Source organism: Rheinheimera sp. A13L, assembly GCF_000217935.1.
Taxonomy (GTDB): Bacteria; Pseudomonadota; Gammaproteobacteria; order Enterobacterales; family Alteromonadaceae; genus Pararheinheimera.
On record NZ_AFHI01000002.1, the window covers coordinates 26,131 to 42,160 of the forward strand.

The following is a 16,030-nucleotide window of genomic DNA, read 5'->3' on the forward strand; positions in this document are numbered from 1 at the left end:
CGGCCTCCTAACGAACCTGATTCAGTAAAGTTGCACCTTGCACAACAACACGGTTATCAACTCCTAAACCATGAGTGATCAGCACTTCACTGCCGCCCAGGTCCGTCAGTTGCACCTTTTGTGGTAAGAAGCGTTCGGCTGTTAATTTGATCCAGACCTGCGGTTGATTATTGCTGTTCATCACCACAGCACTGGCGGGTAAACGAATACCACTGAGCTTATCTTTCTGCTTGGCAATGAGGGTTACAGGCTGATCTGGCACAGCGCCCGATGCACCTTCGACACTAAAACTAACAGGAATAACACCATCCTGATAACGCATCACAGCCCCTATCAGTTGCAGCTCTGCGCCCGGGAACTCTTTAAGCGATGCATCAGCCAGTTGGGTTGGCAAATGAGCATCCGGACTTGAGGCCTCAACCAGCAAACGAGAAGGATCGATGATCTCGAATAAAGCTTCGCCCGCTGTGACCCGCTGACCGATACTAATTTGATGGGACTGAATAACACCAGATATCGGCGCAAAAAGGGGTTCTGGTTTCTCCAGTCCTTTTTCAAGTTGAGCAGCCTGATTTTGTACACTTTTTAATTGCAGACTCAGTTGCTCCACTGTTTGAACTGCTACGTTCTGCCCCAATTTTTGTAGTCGGTTCAGTTCTCTGCGCACCACATCCGCCTCGCTTCGCAGGGCAATAAGCTGTGAGGTTTGATTCGCTTGCTCGTAAGCCGTGTCCTGATATCGGATAGAGCCCAGTAACTGGCCAGCTTTCACCTGCTGACCTGCCACCGGCATTAATTCAGCCGAACTTTCAAAACGCCCATCGCTACTGGCCTGGACTAAACCACGGCCCGCCGGATGCGGTAACAGTTTGCCGTTGAGTAAAATAGTTGCTGCTGCCTGACTTTCGCCTGCCATCAGTGTGCGCAGTCCAAGCACCCGCTGATCGGCCATAGGCATCAACACAGTGCCATCCGCCTGACGCCCGGTACTGCTGCCCTGACCTTGTTGCTCGGTACTCAGATGCTCACCATTAGGACCATGTGCGCCGGGTGCTGCCTGCAACAGTACCGGGGCACAGAACAAAGTCAGCAGCAGTGGAGTGTGTTTAGAAATAAAAGGTTTAGAACATCTGTTCATACTGAACTCCTGACAGCTCGATGATTGCTCATCCGGCCAAAAAGAAAACCAAGACCTGCCATCAGCCCTAACGCGGCCCAAAACCAAAACGATATATGTTCGTGATGATGCTCTTCAGTGTTTGTTTGAGGGGGAAGCGGTGTATAACTGGCCACCAGTAAATCCGCTTTTTCTGCTGCTATAACTGTCACAACCAGCTCATGCGCTTGCTGTTTGGCAAGCTGAGTCAGCAAATCAGCAGCCGTGATACGGTAATGCTGTAACTTCTCATCGTAAGCAGCCGTTGCTTTTACATCAGCAGTTTCAATTTCTACTGCAGCATCAATGACCGGGCTGTTGTCCTGAAAATGATGCAACTGCAGCACAACTGAATCAGGCAGTAATTCCCCAACCAGCTCAAACTGATCACTGAAAGTTTCAAATCTTGGATTCATCTGCTGTCCAGAGGACTGCTCCGTCGTCAGGTGTTCGCCATTAGGACCATGAGCACCAGGCGCGGCATAACTGGCAAAAGACAGTACTACTGTCGGCAATAAAATGTATAGAACCAGCAGACTGCACTGCAGCCTGTTTAGCAAAATTGTCATGTTCAATCAAACCTCTGAATAAATGATGTAAGTGCCCTGGACTTCGGGATCAACGTAGAATACGGATCAGAAACCGAAGCTTAACAAAGCTTTGCTTTACACTATTCAGAAACGGGGAGGTCGTCGTAATCCGTCGGGGGGCAGACTGCTCCAAAGCTGTGGTGTATAAAACATCGCAGTTTCAGAACGGGGCAAAGAGACCAGCGATTGGTCCACAGGTAACAACAGCTGCAGAGAAAAACTCAGATCAGCAAATACATGCAAACGGCCTTCGGCTGAATCGTCGAGCGAGAAACCGTATTCAGACTGTTCGTCATGGGTATGAGGTTCAGCCAGTAAATGCATCAGGTCATGCAAATCAGGTTCAACCTGAGCAACCTCTTCCGAGTGATGTGTTGTTGTAGTCATAGCAAAGGCTGGCCGTCCAATAAGCTGGGCAGACAAACTAATGATCACTAGACATAACAACAAGACTCTGGTCACGTTTGGATTTACTTCCAGTTGAGCTGAGTTTATTAACTTGCATGACAGTATGCCCGTGCATTTTGCAAATTTCAAACTCAGCAGATGCAGACTGTCCGATTACACTGAGGAGATTTTCATTAAGGTATAGATGGAGTCTCTTAATCTGACGTTAAAGTACGATCCTCGATCAAAAACAAGTCTGGTCTGGACTAAAGCCGCTTTCCCTGACAAGACACTCAGGCCTAAACTGAACCTCTTTCGTAATACCGCAATGGTACTGGTGCCGCAGGACCAAAATAGTAGCCTTGGGCATAACTGATACCACAACGTTCCAGTGCGTCCAGTGACTGCTTGCTTTCTACCATCTCAGCGATGATCAGCAACTGAGTTTGTTTGGCAAATGAGCTGATATGTTCAAGAAATAACTGAGCATCAGGGTCGGTGCTTATCATCTCTATTAAGCTGCCATGAATTTTTAAACCATCCACATGCAATTGCAGTAAATCCGCCATACCTACGCCACTGGCGACACCAAAATCATCCAGCAGCACTTTGGCTCCCGCCTTTTGCAAAGCTGCTATAGCGTCACGGCAACGGTCAAATTGAGGTAATACGCCGGCTTCAGCCAGTTCAAAATAGACTCGTTCTGGCTTAGGGTAATGCTGCAGATAATCGAGGAAAAATTGCTGTAAGTCATCATCCAGTAAATCACGGCAATTGACGTTAATAGACCAGCTGACTTCGGAGGCGACAAACTGACTGGCGCTTTTGATAAACATCATTTTGGTCAGCTCTGTATCCAGATGGCTGCGGTTAATAATGCTTAAAAACTGATCCGGCGTCAGTATGCTGCCGTCACTGCGTAATATGCGGGCCAGACATTCGTACTGGAATATTTCGCCTGTACTGATCTGCACTACGGGCTGGAAATAAGGCACTATTTGCTCGTGACCTATAGCTTCCCGCACTTCTTTTGCCATTTTGATATTGGTATGCAGATGCTGCTTCAGCGCCAGTAAGTTGTCTGAATACACCACTAAAGACTGTTGCTGCAAGCGGGCTGTATTAACGGCAAGGGTCGCGTTCTCCAGCACTACAGCAGCAGGCGACAAGGCTACACCTAAAGTCACAGTAAAAAGTAAGTAAGGGTCGTTCAGCACAGGCTGAGTGAAATCAAAGCTTTTTAGCTTGTCATGCAAATCATTGTCAGAAATGGCAGCAACACGGCGGATCGCCAGTTTTTCAAAAGATAAACGGTACAAACGGAAGGAGCGTCCCAAATGCAGTTGCAACTGCTGAATAAACTGGTTAAAGGCTTGTTCCGCAATAGGAGTGCCATACAAATGACAGATTTCTTCCAGGTTATTTACCTGCAAAATAGCTAACTGGCTTAAGCCTCCGCTTTCATGGCGCAGATGAGCTTCCAAAGCTAATGCATTACGTTTGCCTGAACTGCGGTCTGTGGTCAGATTATACCGCAGCACCATGGCATAACTTAAAGCCAACAGCAGCGCCAAACCAAAAAACACTGAGCCACTTAAAACAGACTGCTGCATACTGGACAAAAGCCATTGATCCAGGTCGGTAATGGCAATATCTGCTCCGGCTAAATAGATGGTGCCGTCTGAGCTTTGATAAGGCATCAGTACTGAGCGGAAATGACCAAATTGATCCACAGATTCTTCAAACACCGGAGTTAAAGAGGCAAAAGCAGCTTTATTGGCTTCAGTAGCTTCAGGGTAATAATCGTAAAAATAACTCAATTGGCCACGCAACAAGTCATCTTCTGTGTAGCTGGACGAGGTGAAGTGTACTTTGCCATCCACCTGAATCATGCTGTACAGATACTGTAATTTTAAGTCTTTGGCATAAAGACTGAGTTTTTTCGCCAGTTTCAGGTACTCAGCCCGGGGAAGATGTTGTGGACCACTGATATTGTTGTGGTAGTCATCACCCAACAGATAAGGCACGGCTTTCACCGCGTTGACCAGTTGCAAGTCAAGCTGAGCAAGTTTGGTCTGATAGGTTTGCTGATACTGATAATACACATAGGCAACAATGGCGAGCAGATACACCACCAGACTGATAACAATAAAATGTGCTGAACGGATCCGTAGCATGCAATGACTCGTAAAAAAGGGACCTGAAAACAATACCTTGATAGCTTAGCTGATTTAATTCGGGCTGACAGCTAATACTTTGATCTGAATTCTGTTGTGGCTTTTACGGATATTTTCTGCAATCAGGTGGCTAGAATCAGTAAAAACGCAGACTTTATGCGGTTCTTTGCAGCTATTTGCAGCCCTATTGCAGCAAATAACTGCAAGATGATGGACAGGTGAAATTTTTTAAAGACATTTAAAGGGGCTTTTAGTACAGTGACTTCCTTTTTGACTTACTGATTTTACGGCCTGAAAACACAAAATAAGAAGCCTATAACGCGACCCCGGTGAGACAGGATACGAATGACAGAATTAAACAAACGTCAGGCTACAGCTTCTGAAGAAGCCTTGTGGCGGATATTTACTGTGCCAGAGGCTCCGGACTCCACTTTAAGTATCATCGAACAGAATATTTCGCAGAACCTGGCCGGGTTTTTACGCGAAAGTATTGTTGCAGTCGAAAAGCCACTGTGGCAAATAGAGCGTGATTTTCAGGCGCATCAAATCCCTTCTGAACCTAAATTTGTGTCGGATTATGCCGAGCAAATGATGGAAAAGCTGGTGGCGCATTCTGTCCATACAGCAGCTCCAAGTTTTATAGGTCACATGACCTCGGCTTTGCCCTATTTTGTTTTACCACTGTCAAAAATGATGGTGGGGTTAAACCAGAATCTGGTGAAAATCGAAACCTCCAAAGCTTTTACTCCGCTTGAGCGTCAGGTCATCGGCATGATGCATCATTTGGTCTATGGCGAAGGCGACAGCTTTTATAAAAAATGGATGCACAGCGCCAACCATTCGTTAGGTGCTTTTTGTTCGGGTGGAACCATTGCCAATATCACTGCGCTTTGGATTGCCCGTAACCGTTTATTAAAAGCCGATGGTGACTTTAAAGGCGTAGCCAAAGAAGGCTTGTTCCGTGCGATGAAGTACTATGGCTATGAGGGTTTAGCCATTTTAGTGTCAGAACGGGGTCATTATTCTTTAGGTAAAGCTGCAGATATTTTAGGTATTGGCCGTGAGTTTTTAATTCCGGTGAAAACCGATGGCAATAACAAAGTGCAAAGTGACGAAATGCGCCGGGTAAGCCGTGAGCTGAATGACAAAAATATCAAAGTGATGGCCATTGTTGGTGTGGCAGGTACTACTGAAACCGGCAATGTAGACCCACTGAATGACTTAGCCGATTTAGCCGCCGAACTGGGTTGCCATTTCCATGTCGATGCCGCCTGGGGGGGCGCCACTTTATTGTCGGATAAATACCGTCATTTGCTGAGTGGCATAGAGCGCGCTGATTCAGTGACTATAGATGCCCATAAACAAATGTATGTGCCTATGGGCGCAGGTATGGTGGTGTTTAAACATCCATCTTCTGCTCATGCGATTGAACACCATGCTGAATATATTTTGCGTAAAGGCTCCAAAGATTTAGGCAGTCAGACACTGGAAGGTTCTCGCCCAGGTATGGCCATGTTAGTGCATGCCTGTTTGCAGGTGATTGGCCGTCAGGGTTATGAAATTCTGATCAACCGTAGTTTAGATAAAGCCCGTTATTTTGCCGGTTTAATTCAGGACCATGCAGAATTTGAGCTGATCACTGAACCTGAACTTTGTTTGCTGACTTATCGTTATGTGCCGGCAGAAGTTCAACGTGCTATGGCGCTGGCTTCGCCGGAAAAACTGCATAAGTTTAATGAACTGATTAATGGCTTAACTAAGTTTATTCAGAAAACCCAGCGTGAAGAAGGCCGCTCTTTTGTCTCCCGTACCCGTATTAAACCTGAACGTTATCAGCGTCAGGACACAGTGGTGTTCCGGGTGGTATTGGCGAACCCTCTGACTACAGATCAAATTTTATTGGATGTACTGGAAGAGCAGCAACAAGTGGCAGCTTTGGACAAAGATTTTCTGCCGAAACTACTGCAACTGGCCAAAGACAGCTAAGTCAGAGCGACCCTGCCAGAGTAGGATCAGCATCCTATTTGACGCCAGTGCCGTTCACCCCGGTTTTATCCAATGGATTATCCGGGGTTTGCTGCTCTGGCAGCATTTGCACATCACAGCCTCACTTTTATTTGCCATCACCTCTGAACAAACACACCAGAAACATAGTTGCTTACAACAGCGGCATTGCATCAGTGCCTGAGTGGCGCTACTTTAGATGCAGTATTTTGTGCTGAAACAAAAAGGAATACCTATGTCTGATAAAACCTTAGCTTTATCCAATGACAAGATGATTGCCGGAGTTTGTGGTGGTATAGCCGAATATTTTGGCTGGTCCAAAGGCGGGGTACGGCTGGTTTATGTATTGCTGTCTGTATTATCAGCGGCGTTTCCAGGTTTGTTTGTTTACATCATCTTATGGTTGTTGATGCCAAAAAAAGAAAGCCTCTGAACTGATATCAGTGAAGCAAATTATGTATTCAGGTCAATGCCTGTGTGGCGAAGTAAAAATTGAAATTCGTGGTGCTATTACAGACATTATTCATTGCCATTGTTCCTTGTGCCGTAAATCCAGCGGCACAGCCTATGCCACCAATGGTTTTGTGTTAAGTTCTGAATTTAGTCTGGTGCATGGCAAAGAACTACTGAATGCGTTTTCGTTAAAGCAAGGCAGACAACGGCATTTTTGTTCCCGCTGCGGCTCACCTGTCTATAGCTCAAACGCTGCAGATCCGAACCGGATCCGCATTCGTTTAGGCATACTGGATTCCGCTATTACTGAGCGGCCTATTAGTCATAACTTTGTGTCCTCCAAAGCCAACTGGGACAATCTGGATGCAGCTTTGCCCCGTTATGACGGCCATGAACCAGGCCGAAGCTAAAACTTTACTTCGGTTGTGCCGCTATACTCCAGACTAACTGGTGGTGTTTCGCATCCAGTGGTAATTGCAGCACTCCCTCGTTGTAATACTGTGGATCAGCAGCTATATCCTTGCCATCTAAAGTGACTGAAGCTGCAGACTGATGCTGCTGCAATTCCAGTTGATAGACTGTATCGGCAACAGACAAGCTAATGCTAAAGCCCTGCCACGCAGCTGGAATACAAGGATCAAACTGCAGCCATTGACCTTTTCTGCTCAGGCCTAAAATAGCTTCAAGACCAGAACGGTACATCCAGGCTGCAGCTCCTGTGTACCAACTCCAGCCTCCGCGGCCGTTATGAGGCTCAACTGAATAAATATCAGCAGAAACCACATAAGGTTCAGTTTGATAACGAGCTACAGCGTCTGGCGTCGACGCATGCTGAATGGGGTTCAGCATGTTAAACAGCTCTGTGGCTTTTTCCGCCTGATCCAGCTTAGCAAAGGCAAAAATAGCCCACATGGCGGCATGACTGTATTGGCCGCCGTTTTCGCGTAAGCCTGCCGGATAGCCTTTGATATAACCAGGGTTGGGTTCGATATGTTCAAAAGGCGGGCTGAACAACAAGGCCAAACCTTGTTCTGTGTTGATTAAATGCTGATCGACGGAAGCCATTGCAACTTTGGCTCTGTCGGGCCGTGCTGCTTCAGACAGCACAGCCCATGACTGGGCAATAGAATCAATTTTACATTCAGGTGATGCTTTGCTGCCAAGCCAGCTGCCCTGATCAAAAGTTGCTCTTTTATACCATTCGCCGTCCCATGCATGTTGCTCCAGCGCTTGAGTTAATCGTTTGGCATATTGCTGCCAGCGGCTGGCTCTGTCCTGCTCATCCTTGGGCACAAAAGGCAAAAACAGTTTAATGCTGGCAAGTACTAACCAGCCCAGCCAGACACTCTGGCCTTTGCCTTCGGCACCCACTAAATCCATGCCATCATTCCAGTCACCAGAGCCCATCAAGGGCAAACCAAGCTCCCCTGTCTGAGCAATACAAAGATCCAGCCCGCGGGCACAATGCTCAAACAAAGACGCGCTATGATCCGACGGCATAGGCTGATAAAAAGCATCGTGCTGATCGGCCGTCAGTGCCGGGCCTTGCAGAAAGGGCAGTTGTTCTGTCAGCACAGCCCGGTCGCCAGAGCTTTGTATATAGCTGGCACAGGCGAACACTAACCAGACTTTATCGTCACAAATCCGGCTACGTACACCAGCGCCTGAATGGGGTAACCACCAATGCTGTACATCACCTTCAATAAACTGTCGCCCGGCGGCTTTTAACAAATGCTGACGGGCAAAAGCCGGATCGGCAAAACTCAGCGCCATGCTGTCTTGCAATTGATCGCGAAAACCATAAGCGCCGCTGGCCTGATAAAAGGCTGCTCTGGCATAGAGCCGGCAGACTATGGTTTGATACAGCAACCAGCCGTTGAGCATAATGTTCATGGCCGGATCCGGTGTTTTCACCTGTACAGCGTTCAGCTTTTGCTGCCAGAAATCCCACACTTGCTGTAATACGTTGTGTAAATCCAGCTGCTGATATTGTCGTACCAGAGCTGTAGCACTTTGGCTGTCAGCCGTTTGCCCAAGTAAAAACACCAGTTCACAACGTTCTCCCGGTTCCAGACTGACTTCAAGTTGCAAGGCGGTACAAGGGTCTAAAGCTGCACCACTGCGTTTGGACAAAGGCTGTGCGCAGCTTAAAGCCAAAGGACTAGCCGGGGATCCATTTCTGCCAAGAAATTCGGTGCGATCCGCTGTCCAGCCCGATAGCAGATCGGCAGAACCCGGAGTGCTGTTGTGACGGCTTAAGGCGGCAAAAGCGATACGACCAACAAAAGCCGTATTCCATGGATTGGACAGCAACATAGCCTGACTGTCCTGGTGCAAAGAGCTTTGCAAAAAGGCACTGCTGGCGCTGCGGTCTCTGCCCAGGACCCATTCGGTATAAGCTGTGACTGTTAAATTTCGTGTTTGAGCTGAGTGATTGGTCAGGGTTAAACGCGATATTTTCACAGGATCAGCCACTGGTACATACTGCAGTAATTGCATGTCTATACCAGAGGCCTGATGGCCAAACTTACTGTAACCAAAACCATGGCAGGCCGTATACAAACCACCGTCATTGATTGGCTGAGCTGTGGGGCTTAACAGTTCAGAACTGCCCTGATCCTGTACATAAAAAGCTTCACCACAAGGGTCTGTCACAGGGTCGTTTGACCATGGCGTCAGTTGGTTTTCCCTGCTGTTTTCCGACCAGCTATAACCACTGCCTAAAGTGGACACCTGAAAACCAAAAGCCGGATTGGCAATCACATTGATCCAGGGCATAGGAGGGCGTTGATGTTGCTGCATATGAGTATGGTACTCACGGCCATCCTTACTAAAGCCACCTAAGCCGTTAAAAAACTGTAGATCAGGCTCTGCCTTATGCTCCTGTTCAGGCAGTCGGGCTGCTTTAGTGGTATTGATCCTCAGAGGTTCAGCTGTAGCTGCGGGGATCCGGCTTAATTGAGTGGCCAGACTACCGCGGTTTGCATAAAGTACTACACGAGCCACAGCGGCCAATAAAGCCCGGGATTCCACCGTCATTAAATCTGCGCGCAGGCAAAACACACTGCCTCCGGCCAAACGTAAGCCCAGATTGGGTTTGCTCTGGCTGCTGCGTACCTGGGTTTCAATGGCTGTTTGTAGTTCCTGCACATAAGAAGCCGCTCTTTCATTGATAATGACCAAATCCACAGCCAGCTGTTTCATGCGCCAGTATTCGTGGGCACGCAGCAGTTGCTGCACCACAGACAAATCTTCGATATCGTCAATATGCAGCAAGACTATCGGCAAATCGCCGGAAATGGCGTGTTGCCATAAACCGGACTGAGCTGCTGCACCTCGTGTGATAGCGGCAGTCGTGGCTCTGAAGCGACTATCATTGTATAAAAGCGGGCCTGTCAGGCGCTGAAAATCAGCAGCTTCAGCGACGCTGATGGCCAGATGGCGCAATTGCACCTGAGCCTGAGTCCAGGCCAAAGTACAGGCTCTGTCATAGGCACTGCGTTCATTATGCTGATCCACCAGATCCAGTAATTCCTGCCGCGATGAAGCCACTAAGGTCCAGAATGCCACCCGGCAGACCTGACCGGGAGCAATACGCACCGACTGGCGCAAAGAAAAAATTGCATCCAGTACAGTGCCGCTGCTGTTGGTCAGCGCCTTGTTTTGCATAGCCGCTGCGTTCACCATCTGATGGCCCTGACCAAAAAATAAGGCTCTGTTGGTTTCGTATTGTAAGGGCGCGCAAATTTCACCTTCGACCACAGCAAAATGGGCGGCATACACAGCAGTTTCATCGGCTGAACGTAAACGGCGGGTGGCAACTAAAGCAGCAAATTCAGGCACAAATTCGGTCTGAACAAATAATTTAGCAAAAGCTGGGTGAGCGTTGTCTGTATTGACCGTCGCCAACACCACTTCTGCGTAGGAGGTTAATTCAATATCCCGGCTAAAGGAGCTGTGATTGATCAGCGAAACCCTTCTGACTTCGCCAAGGTGTTCGGTCGACAGGACCACTTCGACAGTGCAGGTCAGATCATGATACTGGCGACTGAACTCGGCGTGATCTTCGCTGAAGATAGCCACAGGAGCTGTGTTCTGACTGAAAGTGGAGTGATCGGAACTGGCGAGTGCCGGCAGTTGTGGGGTCAGGGTACTGGACCAAATCTGCTCGCTCTGTTTATCCCGCAGCAACACAAAAGCTCCCCAGGGATCCCTGCTGCTGTCTTCGCGCCAGCGGGTGATGGCTATATTGCCCCAGCGGCTGTAACCAGCTCCAGCTGCCGTTAACATCACGGCATAACCGCTGCTCGACAGCAAATGACTGCACGGAGGGCCTGAAGCTTCTGCATGCATTCTGCGTTCTGTCAGTTGTTGTGCCGCAGCAGAGTTGGCGGCAATACTGACTTCTTCTGCTTTAGGGTGGGCTATGGCGACATAACGTGGCAGTCGCTCCTGCAACAACAACTCACAAGCCTGGACCATAGGTTCTCGGTGGAAGCGGTCACGCATCAAACCCTGTTGCAAGGTATTGGCTATGGCCACTATGGTCATGCCCTGATGGTGCGCCATAAAACTTTGCACCAAAGCGAAAGAAGTGTCATCTGGTAAACGGGAAGGGGTATAGTCTATGGCCTCAAAAAAACCATAATCTGCTAAAGCGCCTGACTGTTTTAACAACTCGAAATTGGCGAAGGCGGCCACAGGGTCGACCATAGTGGCCAGTGCCGTTGCGTAGGGCGCTATCACTTTGTTTTCCGCCAAACCACGTTTTAAACCCAGACCTGGCACACCAAAGTTGGAATACTGATAGGTAAACTCCAGATCTCTGGCATTGTAAGCCGACTCGGAAATACCCCAGGGAATACCCAGCTGGCGGCCATAACTGATTTGCCGTTCAACAATAAGTCTGTTGCTTTGTTCCAGTAGACTGCCGGTTGCAGCTCTCATCACCAGGGAAGGCATCAGGTATTCAAACATAGAACCTGACCAGGATAATAAAGCTGAGCCGTAACCCAAAGGGGTAGCGCTGCGGCCTAAACGGAACCAGTGTTTACTGTCAGCATCTCCTTTGGCTATGGCAAATAAACTGGCGAGCCTGGCTTCAGAGGCCAGCAGATCGTAACAACTGGTATCCATCCGGTTTTCTTCCACCGCATAACCTATGGATAATAAATTGCGTTCCGGATCGATAAAAAAGGCGAAATTCATCGCCATGGCAAATTGGCGCGACTCTGTTGCCAGCTTCTGTAGCTGCAGTATTTGCTGTTGTTGATCCCCGGCAGGCAAATGCAGCTGTGCCAGCTGTTCTGCCAGAGTCTGTTGTAATGCCTGTAAATAAAAGACCAGACTGTGCTGAGCTGATACGTGCTGATCTGTGTCGCGCTGAAAGGGTGCGCTTTGTCGTGCACTGGCAATCAGCAAGGCTTGCTGGCAGAGTTCTGTCAGTGGATCTGGTTGGTGGTGCAGGCAATCCGACTGTTGCAGCAAGGTGTCCAACTGACTCAGAATGCTTTGTAGCTGCAAACCACTTTGGCTTTGCAGCATGGCATCAGGGGCCTGGTGCAGGCTTAACTGAGCTAAAGCTAAGTTATCGCATAAGCCTGTTCTGGCCTGAAGGCTATAAAGCTGGTGTTGCCATTCATCGCAGGCATTGGCCAAAGCAATCAGGTGACCCGCCAGATTACCGCTGTCCACTGAGGACACATAAACAGGTTCAAGCGGGCGTAAATCACGGGTGTCGTACCAGTTAAACAGGTGGCCATGGCAGGTACGCAGTTGTTTCATCGTACTAAAAGTCGCTTCCAGTCTTTGTATTGCCTGCCCTGTGGTAAGCCAGCCAAAATCCCGTGCTGCAGCGACAGACAACAGATACATGCCGATGTTAGTCGGCGAGGTGCGGTGTGCTATTGCAGGTTGCGGCTGTTGCTGGAAATTGTCCGGTGGCAGCATATGATCTTCTGCCGTGACAAAACGCTCGAAGTAACGCCAGGTGCGTCTGGCGATCAGACGCAGTTCAGTTTCCTGAAGTGCGGATAGCTGTAAGGCGGGTTGGATGCGAAAAGGTTTACTTAACGCCAAGGCCACAGCAGGAGCTGCACACCAGATCAGCAGTAAAGGTAAAAATAAAGGCCAGTTGGCCGGGTTTAGCCAGAGTGTCAAACCCAGGCCACTACAGGCCAGCAGTATAGCCGGGCTCATCAGCCCATAATATCGGGGTAAAGTTAAACTGGAGTCGCGTTGGTTTTGTGCCGCTGTGGTCCATTGCAGCAGATGTTTTTTACTCAGCAGTAAACGATACAAGGTGATACCAATAGCGTGCAGCATACGCCAGCTATGGTCCGCCAAAAATACCAGACTCAGCAGGCCTGTGCTCAAGGCCAGTTTGAAATCTGTCAGCAGGTTGTTCAGATGGTTTGGCCATTGAATACCTTTACGGTGTGGTAACAGATTCAGGCTGCAAGGCAATAAAGCGGGCAGCATCAACGCAGAAACAATCAATAGCAAGGCGCAAAGGGCGGCTGGAAATGGCAACAAGGCAGATAACAACAATAAAATAAAACAGGCTGGTTGCACTAAGGAGCGGCGTAAATTATCCAGCATCTTCCAGCGTCCGAGCCGCGGCAATTGCTGTGGTGTTGATGATGGGCTCTGCTGCTTCGACGGGCAACCTAGTATCCAGGGCAGCAGCTGCCAGTCACCGCGAGTCCAGCGGTGTTGGCGTTTAGCGGCAACATCGTAACGGGCCGGAAAGTCTTCAACCACCTCAATATCAGAAGCTAATGCAGCACGGGCGTAGATGCCTTCAAATAAGTCGTGGCTGAGCATGGTATTGTCAGCCACACGGCCTGCCATAGCGGCGCTAAAGGCATCCACATCATAAATACCTTTGCCTGTGAAAGAGCCTTCAGCAAACAGATCCTGATACAAGTCGGACACTGCAGCTGCATAAGGGTCGAGACCTGCCGGGCCTGAGTACAACTGTTGGTAGGCCGAACCTTGTTGACCACAAGCCAGAGCTGGTGTCACCCTCGGCTGCAACAGGCCATAGCCGCTGATCACCCGCTGTTGTTCCGGACAAAACTGAGCCCGGTTTAACGGATGAGCCAGCTTAGCCACCATTCGCACTGCGGCATCTCTGGGTAACTGGGTGTCGGCATCCAGGGTAATGACATAACGGACCCCGGTCGGAACCTGGTTTGATAACAGCGGTAATTCGGCAGAGCCATCCATAAAGCTGGTGTTGGTTGCACCACGCAGCAATAGATTAAGCTCCACCAACTTGCCTCTTTTACGCTCCCAGCCCATCCATAGCTGTTCTTGTTTGTTCCATAAACGACGGCGATGCAACAATAAAAACGCTGGACCTGCAGGGCCTGGTGGGTAGCTTTGATTTAACTGCGCTATCAGCTGACTGGCAAGCAGCAGCAATGGTTGATCTGTTGCCAGTTCCTGCTCTGCTGCATCCAGGCCGTCTGTTAATAACACAAAGCTTAAATCCCCGCCGCCAGAAGAGAGGTAATGGACTTCCAGACGTGACACTAATTCTTGTACATCTGTTTCATTGCTTAGCATGCAAGGCACAACCACTAAAGTGCGCAATTCGGCAGGCACTCCAGCCGTTAAATCCAAAGCAGGTAACAAGCTGGGGATTTTTGAGCGGGTTATAAAACACTGCAGCAGGGTGCTGGCGAGTTCACTGGCTGGTAATAACGCCAGCGGAATCAGCATTAACCACCACAGAGTGTAATCAGCGTACTCAGAAAGCAGCAGTGTGGCTACAGCGAAGAAAACCAGAGTAAGCACAGCCAATGTGGATAAATAGCCGGCCAGACCTATAGTGGCCAAAGCTCTGTGCAGTTTTAAGCCTGGAGCTGGCTGAAAACCAATTCGATGTTCAAACTTCAGGCGGCCAGAGCCAATCAGGTAATAACCAGGATCGGCTTCGCGTGCTTGTTGTACCGGATCATCCCCGGCTTCTGCGGATAAAGCCGTTTCTACAGCGGCTCTGGCCACATCAAATTCGGACAAGTCTGCGCCACGAGCTAATTGCTCTATAGCACTGCGGTATAAATTCCGGCTGGCAAAATCCATGGAGGCATATGCACTGGGTGCCGATGAGTTCTGACAAAGAGTGCTGGTGCTATGTTGGCATAAATACCTGTCCACCAGACTGACTTGCTCAAATAATTCAGACCAGTCTATTGCGGATATACGTCTCATACTGGTCATGACGTTACGCACGCTGACATTGGAAGCGCCCAGCCGTTGCTGTGCATAAAACACCACCAATTCAATACTGCTGCGTTGGTGCAATAGCCGTTGTTCCAGCCAATGTAAAGCTGGGGTACTGTGAGGGTCTTGTCCCCGTAAACGTTTAGCCAGCTGAGCAGCAAAAGTATGGCTTAATGTAGTGCCAGACATGCCACTGATATAAGAGTGCAGGGCCTGTTGACTGGTATCGGGCTGCAGCAACTGATCGGCAAGTTCGTCTGCAGCGGCTCTGTCTGTTAAACCCAAACTGATTTGGTCTGTTAAGCGGCGTAAGTTTTCAATCAGTACTATGCGTAAGGTAATAGCGACAGCCCATAATTCGCCAATAGTCAGTACATCCACTTGCTGGTACGCATTTAAAAAGCGTTGCAAAATAACGGGGTCAAAGTGACTGTCGGTGTGGGCAATAAAAGCCCAGGCTATAGCAAAAACTCTGGGATAGCCCACAAAAGGGCCTTGTTGTAGTTTGGGTAACTGCCGGTAAAAACCTACAGGAAGATCATCATAAATCTCCCGGATCTGCTGATCCACCACATGGTAGTTGTCCAGTAACCATTCAGCGGCCGGAACTATAGTATGACCAGCGGCAAGTTCTGCAGCGCTGGCTCGGTAGGCGGCCAGCAGCACTGTTGCATTGCTGTCCAGCCGGGTATGCAAAGGGCTTTGCCAGTCACGCCAGCCTGAGGCACTTTGTTTTTTATTAAGAACCCGCTGTTCTGTCGCCAGGCTGATGGCGTGTTGCTCCAGTCGTTCAACACTAAACAATTCAGCACGAACCGGGTTTGTATCCTGCCAGATTAAAGCATTTTTTTCCGGCCAAAAGAGTTGGGCATAACCAGAGGCTGTATGGAGAAATGAATTCATTGGGCTGGAGCCTGCTTGAGGAGAAGGCTAACAGGCTAAAACAGCAGAGGTTTTTTCTCAGTTCGGTGTCGTACAGACTGGGAGCTATAAGAAGCCAGAGCCTTAGCTCTGGCCCACAGATCGTTTTT

At 49.0% G+C, this 16,030-nt stretch carries 8 protein-coding genes; 3 read left to right on the top strand and 5 right to left on the bottom strand.

Going from position 1 to position 16,030, the window contains the following annotated elements; genetic code table 11:
* Positions 1-7 precede the first annotated feature (7 nt).
* From RHEIN_RS01620 to RHEIN_RS01635, 4 genes are all read right to left on the bottom strand, one after another.
* Positions 8-1,138: an efflux RND transporter periplasmic adaptor subunit gene (locus RHEIN_RS01620; RefSeq protein ID WP_008897225.1), complete on the bottom strand. Its 1,131-nt coding sequence runs from the start codon at positions 1,136-1,138 to the stop codon at positions 8-10.
* Positions 1,135-1,725 carry a hypothetical protein gene (locus tag RHEIN_RS01625; RefSeq protein WP_008897226.1) on the bottom strand — a complete coding sequence of 197 codons (591 nt, stop codon included), beginning with the start codon at positions 1,723-1,725 and terminating at the stop codon, positions 1,135-1,137. The genes RHEIN_RS01620 and RHEIN_RS01625 overlap by 4 nt, the downstream gene beginning before the upstream one ends.
* Before the next feature lie 105 nt (positions 1,726-1,830).
* Positions 1,831-2,133, bottom strand: coding sequence for a hypothetical protein (locus tag RHEIN_RS01630; RefSeq protein WP_139056385.1), 303 nt, complete (start codon positions 2,131-2,133; stop codon positions 1,831-1,833).
* Between the two features lie 299 nt (positions 2,134-2,432).
* A complete protein-coding gene (locus RHEIN_RS01635; RefSeq protein WP_008897228.1) occupies positions 2,433-4,310 on the bottom strand; it encodes an EAL domain-containing protein in 1,878 nt (625 codons plus the stop codon).
* 345 nt (positions 4,311-4,655) lie between these two features.
* On the opposite strand from RHEIN_RS01635, the gene panP reads away from it, so the two are divergent.
* The 3 genes from panP to RHEIN_RS01650 all read left to right on the top strand — a co-directional run bounded on the left by panP (position 4,656) and on the right by RHEIN_RS01650 (position 7,177).
* Complete coding sequence (gene panP, locus RHEIN_RS01640) at positions 4,656-6,296, top strand: pyridoxal-dependent aspartate 1-decarboxylase PanP (RefSeq protein WP_008897229.1); 1,641 nt, start codon at positions 4,656-4,658, stop codon at positions 6,294-6,296.
* Between the two features lie 253 nt (positions 6,297-6,549).
* Positions 6,550-6,747, top strand: coding sequence for a PspC domain-containing protein (locus tag RHEIN_RS01645; protein ID WP_008897230.1), 198 nt, complete (start codon positions 6,550-6,552; stop codon positions 6,745-6,747).
* Between the two features lie 22 nt (positions 6,748-6,769).
* Positions 6,770-7,177, top strand: a complete 408-nt coding sequence (locus RHEIN_RS01650) for a GFA family protein (protein WP_008897231.1) — start codon at positions 6,770-6,772, stop codon at positions 7,175-7,177.
* A 4-nt stretch (positions 7,178-7,181) separates the two neighbouring features.
* On the opposite strand, the gene RHEIN_RS01655 is transcribed toward RHEIN_RS01650, so the two are convergent.
* The gene (locus tag RHEIN_RS01655; RefSeq protein WP_008897232.1) at positions 7,182-15,902 is read right to left on the bottom strand and encodes a GH36-type glycosyl hydrolase domain-containing protein; all 8,721 of its coding nucleotides are present in this window, start codon (positions 15,900-15,902) and stop codon (positions 7,182-7,184) included.
* Positions 15,903-16,030: the final 128 nt, after the last annotated feature.

Coding starts and splice junctions, on each gene's coding strand:
- RHEIN_RS01620 (WP_008897225.1), bottom strand. CDS start 1,138: ATGAACAGATGTTCTAAACCTTTTATTTCTAAACACACTCCACTGCTG.
- RHEIN_RS01655 (WP_008897232.1), bottom strand. CDS start 15,902: ATGAATTCATTTCTCCATACAGCCTCTGGTTATGCCCAACTCTTTTGG.
- RHEIN_RS01645 (WP_008897230.1), top strand. CDS start 6,550: ATGTCTGATAAAACCTTAGCTTTATCCAATGACAAGATGATTGCCGGA.
- RHEIN_RS01625 (WP_008897226.1), bottom strand. CDS start 1,725: ATGACAATTTTGCTAAACAGGCTGCAGTGCAGTCTGCTGGTTCTATAC.
- panP (WP_008897229.1), top strand. CDS start 4,656: ATGACAGAATTAAACAAACGTCAGGCTACAGCTTCTGAAGAAGCCTTG.
- RHEIN_RS01630 (WP_139056385.1), bottom strand. CDS start 2,133: ATGACTACAACAACACATCACTCGGAAGAGGTTGCTCAGGTTGAACCT.
- RHEIN_RS01635 (WP_008897228.1), bottom strand. CDS start 4,310: ATGCTACGGATCCGTTCAGCACATTTTATTGTTATCAGTCTGGTGGTG.
- RHEIN_RS01650 (WP_008897231.1), top strand. CDS start 6,770: ATGTATTCAGGTCAATGCCTGTGTGGCGAAGTAAAAATTGAAATTCGT.